General features: G+C 63.3%; 1 protein-coding gene. It reads right to left on the bottom strand.

Going from position 1 to position 4,521, the window contains the following annotated elements:
• Nucleotides 1-697: 697 nt before the first annotated feature.
• Nucleotides 698-4,090: a sensor domain-containing protein gene (locus tag G3480_RS25135; protein ID WP_240906057.1), complete on the bottom strand. Its 3,393-nt coding sequence runs from the start codon at nt 4,088-4,090 to the stop codon at nt 698-700.
• Nucleotides 4,091-4,521: the final 431 nt, after the last annotated feature.

The raw sequence follows: 4,521 nt of genomic DNA, 5'->3' as shown, positions 1-4,521 counted from the left end.
TTTATTTATCGATTCAAGCCAGAATTATAACACCATTTCAGCGAGTTAATGGGCGTATGTCAGGAGTTCTGCACTGCGCACAGCAAAAGCTGCGACGCGTCGCGAACGCCTCGCGCCACGACACCGGACAGCCGCGGGGTTTACGGGGGTAGTCCGCCTGATGCAGCACGCCGCCGCAGGCGGGGCAACCGCCCGCTCGGGCGGCCTCGGCGAACTCCTCGTCGATGTGCAGCAGCAAGGCGAAAAACGTGGGGCTTTCAAGTAAGGCGTGGCACACTGATGCAGTCTCTTCGTCTTCGCAAACAAGAGACTCTCCCGACGGGTGCTGTTGTTCAAGTACCCCGAGGGAGGCCCACCCCTCTCCCTCATGAAAAATGACCATTTAAGGGGAAAAATCCATCAGGGAAGGTGGCCAGGCTCAGTAAGCAGGGTAAGAAAGTGTCCATCAATTGTTTCCCGATGCGAGCGATGCCGCCCGAAATCCCCCCTAGCCCCCCTTTGCGAAAGGGGGGAAGTTGTTGATGGACGCTTTCTAAACAGGGGGTCCTTTGACGATTCATGCCGGTGTTGTCCTTGAGCGCTCTGTCCTTCTTTCCTGCGATTGCGGTCTGAGATGTAAGCGCTTTGGAACTCTAAATAAGGCCAGACGACGCGACGGCTGCCCAACTTGGGCGCGCACCGCGTTGAGCGGCGTTGGCTACTCAGGCGCGCACCGCTCCGCAGCTGCCGCGGCGTCTGAGGGTCTCCAGTCTGCAATGGGCAGGGGGCGCCCGAAGAGATAGCCCTGAAAGGCATCGCAGCCGTGCGCGAGGAGGAAGGCATGCTGCTCGGAAGTCTCCACCCCTTCTGCGACGACCTGCAGTCCCAGAGAGCGGCTCATCGCGAGGATCGCCTCCACGATGGCGGCATCGTTCGGGTCGGTGGTGAGGTCCTGAACGAAGGACTTGTCGATCTTGAGCTGATCCAGCAGCAAGCGCTTGAGATAGGACAGCGAAGAATAGCCGGTCCCGAAATCATCGAGCGAGAAGCTAACGCCCAGCGCCTTGAGCGCCTGCATGCGCTCAATGACAGCCTCGACGTTCTCCAGCACGATGCTCTCGGTGAGTTCGAGCTTCAGCCGGGTGGGATCGGCGCCTGAGTGCAGCAGGCTCTCGCGCACCTGGCCGAGGAAATCCGGCTGATGGAACTGGCGGGCACTGACGTTGACGGCCAGTTGCAGGTCGCGCGTGGCCGGATCGGCGGCCCAGGTCTTGAGCTGCGCACAAGCCGTGTCGAGGACCCAGCGGCCGATGGGAAGAATCAAACCCGTCTCCTCGGCCAGCGGGATGAACGTCATGGGCGACACCAGACCTTGGCCGGGGCGTCGCCACCGCAGCAGGGCTTCGGCCCCGATGCACCGCCCAGCGCGATCATGCTGCGGCTGATAGAAGAGACACAGCTCGCCCTCTTCTAGGGCCTGCCGCAGCGCTTTTTCCATTGCCATGCGCTCGTCCACGGCGGCCTGCATCCTGGGATCGAAAAAGCGCACGGCGTTGCGTCCGGCATCCTTGGCCTGATAGAGCGCCAGGTCCGCCTGTTTGAGCAAGACGTCGATCGAGGCGGTCTGGCCCTGGAAGAGCGTGACGCCGATGCTGGCGGTGGCATGGTGCGCGCCGCCTCCCTCAAGGATGGAATAGGGCGCAATGAGCCTCTGCCACAGGTGCTCGGCCACGCCCTCGGCGTGCGTCGCGGCGGTCGTCTTGCTGCGCCCCAGGCCCTCAATCAGCACGATGTACTCATCGCCCCCCAGGCGCGAGACGGTATCGTCCCCGCGCACCGCACCTTGCAGGCGCTGCGCAACTTCGATGAGCAATTTGTCACCCACCGCGTGCCCTTGGGTATCGTTGAGCGCCTTGAACTGATCGAGGTCGAGCATCAGCAGCGCGCCGTATTCCTGGCTGCGGGTACTGGCGCTCAAGGCGTGGCCGAGGCGATCGAGCAGCAGGCGGCGGTTGGGCAGTGCGGTCAGGGGATCGAAATAGGCCAGTCGCCGAACCTGCTCCTCGGCGGCCTTTTGCGCAGTGACATCCCGCACGGTGACACGTCGGCCCTGGTAGATGCCTGCGGCGTCGAAAACGGCACGACAGCGGTGGGTCACCCAGATGACCTGGCCAGATCTCTGCACGAGACGAAAATCGAGCTGATCCGGGTGCCGCGGGTCGGCGGTGCACCTCAGGCTCTGGAGGTGGTGGTCCCACTCAGAGCGATCCTCCGGGTGCACGATGGCCTCGATCAGCGCGGGGCTTTGCACGAAGTCCGCCACGCGATAGCCGGTCAGCGCCTCGGCCGAGGGTGTCATGTAGCAGAGCGATCCATCCGGCAAGAGCCAATATTCCCAATCGATCGTCCAATCCACCATGGTGTGGAACTTGACCTCGCTCTCGCGCAAGGCGCGCTCGGCCTCTTTCTGGCTGGTGATGTCCTGCAGCGAAAAGGTGATGCCTTTGCTGGGATCGGCGGCGTCCATGGGCGCCCAGGAAATCATCATGTCGAGCACACGCCCGTCCTTGCGCTGCAGCTGCGTTTCGATGCTGCCGATCCGGTCCGTTCCGAGCCGCTGATAGATCTCCTGTCCCAGGCGCTGATAGGCCTCATCGGAAGGGTAGAGCAGGCGGGTCGTCTGCCCGATGAGTTCGGCGCGCCTGTAGCCCATCATCTGCAGCAGGGTCTCGTTGACGTCACGCAAGACCCGGTCCTTCAGCATCGCGATCCCGACCGGCGCCGCTCGCAGAATGCTGTTGGCGCGCGCCTCACTCTCGCGCAGCGCATGCGCTTTGACCCGCTCCTCGGTGATGTCCAGACTAATCCCGAGCAGGATCTCGGGCGTGCCGCGTGCATCGCGGTGGAGATACTTGATCACCGTCATGTCGCGGACCCGCCCGTCTGCAAAAGGGAAGTGCTCCTGGCTGATGCAGACTTCCTGGGTGGCCAGCGCCTTGGCGTCGGAGCGCTCGCATTGCACGGAAAGCTCCGCCGGCAGCAGCTCGGTGTAATGCGGGGCAGCCCGAAGCGCCTCCTCGGAGACGCCGATGGCCTCGCAGAAGGCACGATTCGCGAGTTCGATCCGACCATCGGGCTGCGTGAGCCAGATGCCGATCGGGGCGTGATCGAGGACGAGACGCAGTTGCTCGTGCTTGCGGAGCAGGGCCTCCTCGGTCTGCTTGTGCGTACTGATGTCGCGCGCAAAGCCGACGCTGCCGACGATCTGCCCCTGGGTGTCGAACGCCGGCGACTTGAAGATCTCGAGCCACCGCCCTCTGCCCTGCAGGAGCCGCTCCTCCTCGACGCGGATCTGCGTGCCTGCGCGCATGGCGGCGCGGTCGACCTCCCGGTGGCGCTCGGCCAGGTCGGGCGGAAAGACGTCGTCATCGCACTTGCCAATCAGCGCCTGCGTGTCGGCCGCGCCAAGGCTCTGGGCGAAGGCCCGGTTGACCGCGAGAAAGCGGCTCTCCCTGTCCTTGAGCCAGACCTGAAACGGGAAGTTATCGAGCAGTGCCTGGAAATAGCCTTGCTTGTCGGCGCTGACGCACTCGAAGAGACTCCCGTCCTTCTGCGGATCCGGAGGCAGACAGCGCCCTGATGGCGGATCCGCGCCTTCCCCGCCATCATCAAGGCGGCCGACCTTCTCGATGACACAAGGCTCCGCCGCGGGCGTGAGGGCCGTCCCCACCAGCAATGTGCTGGTGGTCGTCCCCTCGGCGTCTGCCACCTGACGCGCGCGCCAGGCGATGACGTGCTCTGCCCCGGAAGGCAGTCTGAGGTGGCCGCGCCAGGAGGATGTCAGTGTGGGGAAGGGGCGATGGGGATCGGTCTCCCTCAGGTGCGCGATGTCGAGGCCGAGGACGGTGCAAATGGCCGTCCAGGGCTGGCCGAGCAGCGGCTCTTGCGCCTGCTGCAGAACCCGCTGCGCGGCCGGATTCACATAGAGCAGGTGCCCGCTGGCATCGATCCCGATGATGAGTTCTTCAATCGTCTCCAGGACGGCGCTGAGCAACCCCCTGGGCTCCCAGGCATCCGGAATCATGGATGTTTCGCGTGGACGGGTGTCCATGCAGGTGCTCTCCATCAATCTGACCAACAGTCGTCACCGTCTTGAGTCAGGCGAACCCTCCGGCTCTTGGGTCTGCAGCGCCGCTTCAGCGGCATCCGCGGTGACGCGGAAAGCATGGCCGCCAAGCACCTGTCGTTGGCGCGCCAAATCCGAGTGTCGGTACGGCTTAAACTTTTTGGCCTTGGTCATCTGCTGGACCGGTAGGGTGGACGGGCGAAAGCGAAGTCCACCGAATCCCGCGCCGTTGTTGGTGGACTGCGCTGCGCTTGTCCACCCTAAGAGGATATCCGGAACAGAATTTGCATTACCTTTAGGTTTCTTGGAGTTTTCGGAATAAGATTTCTGCGCAAGCCAGCTGAATCAGTGCCAAGTAGTTTTGCAACTGGCAAACATAACGGGTACGAATCGCCCGAAATCCTTTCAGCCAGGCG

Source organism: Thiorhodococcus mannitoliphagus, assembly GCF_010915725.1.
Classification (GTDB): Bacteria; Pseudomonadota; Gammaproteobacteria; order Chromatiales; family Chromatiaceae; genus Thiorhodococcus; species Thiorhodococcus mannitoliphagus.
Note: the sequence above shows the minus strand (reverse complement) of the source record. Positions and strands in the feature narration are given on the sequence as shown.

Coding starts and splice junctions, on each gene's coding strand:
- G3480_RS25135 (WP_240906057.1), bottom strand. CDS start 4,090: ATGGACACCCGTCCACGCGAAACATCCATGATTCCGGATGCCTGGGAG.